This is a genomic window from Mesorhizobium sp. M7A.F.Ca.CA.004.04.2.1, assembly GCF_004022825.1.
In the GTDB taxonomy this organism is placed as follows: Bacteria; Pseudomonadota; Alphaproteobacteria; order Rhizobiales; family Rhizobiaceae; genus Mesorhizobium.
On the sequence record NZ_RZPH01001301.1, the window covers coordinates 1 to 1,388 of the forward strand.

A 1,388-nucleotide genomic window follows, 5' to 3' on the forward strand; every position below is an offset into this window, starting at 1 on the left:
GGCTTCGCCAATCTCCAATGGTGACAAAAGGGCGAGGCGCGCGAGCTGCCAATCTCCCCCCTTGAGGGGGAGATGTCCGGCAGGACAGAGGGGGGTGTTCAAGCGCCGACATATCCCTCAAAACCTCGGAATGTCCGGAAACGGCAGCTTGCCGCCGGAAATGTGCATGCGGCCGAGTTCGGCGCATCGCCGCAGCTGCGGGAACACTTTTCCCGGGTTGAGCAGATGGTTGGGATCGAAGGCGCATTTGACGCGCATCTGCTGGTCGAGATCGATCTGGGTGAACATTTCCGGCATCAGGTCGCGTTTTTCCACGCCCACACCGTGTTCGCCGGTCAACACGCCGCCGACCTTGACGCAGAGCCGCAATATGTCGGCGCCGAAGCTTTCGGCCTTGTCGAGTTCGCCCGGTACGTTGGCATCGTAGAGGATCAGCGGATGCAGATTGCCGTCGCCGGCGTGAAAGACATTGGCGACGCCGAGACCGTATTTTTCCGACAGCTCGCGCATGCCGGCGAGCACGCGCGGCAGCTCCTTGCGCGGGATGGTGCCGTCCATGCAGTAGTAGTCGGGCGAGATGCGGCCGACGGCCGGAAACGCCGCCTTGCGGCCGGCCCAGAAGCTCAGCCGTTCATGTTCGGACTGCGAAATGCGGCAGGTGGTCGAGCCGTTCTTGTAGGCGATCGCCTCGACCAGACCGATCAGATGATCGACCTCGACGCCCGGCCCGTCGAGCTCGACGATCAGCAGCGCTTCGACATCCAGGGGATAGCCGGCATGGACGAAATCCTCGGCGGCGTGGATCGCCGGCCGGTCCATCATCTCCATGCCGCCCGGAATGATGCCGGCGCCGATGATGTCGGCGACGCACTGGCCGCCCTGCTCACTGGTCGGGAAGCCGATCAGCAGTGCGCGAGCCGTCTCCGGTTTCTTCAGGATGCGCACGGTGACCTCGGTGACGACGCCAAGCAGCCCTTCCGAACCCGTCATGACGCCGAGCAAGTCATAACCTTCCGCATCGAGGTGACTGCCGCCGAGCCGTACCACTTCGCCATTCATCAGCACCATCTCGATGCCGAGCACATTGTTGGCGGTAAGGCCGTATTTCAGGCAGTGCACGCCGCCGGAATTCTCCGCGACATTGCCGCCGATCGAGCAGGCGATCTGGGAGGATGGATCGGGGGCGTAGTAAAAGCCCTGCTGCTCGACGGCGGTGGTGATGCCGAGATTGGTGACGCCCGGCTGGGCAACGACAACGCGATTGGGGAAATCGATCTCGAGGATACGGTTGAAGCGGCTCATCACCAAAAGCACCGCGTCCTCGAGCGGCAGCGCGCCGCCCGACAGCGAGGTCCCGGAGCCGCGCGGCACGACGCGGACGTTGCGAT

1 protein-coding gene is annotated in these 1,388 nt (G+C 63.8%); it reads right to left on the reverse strand.

Annotated elements, in window-relative coordinates:
* Window positions 1-117: 117 nt before the first annotated feature.
* The coding region (locus EN893_RS34040) for an FAD-linked oxidase C-terminal domain-containing protein (protein WP_128362177.1) at window positions 118-1,388 on the reverse strand (1,271 nt) is incomplete at its 5' end.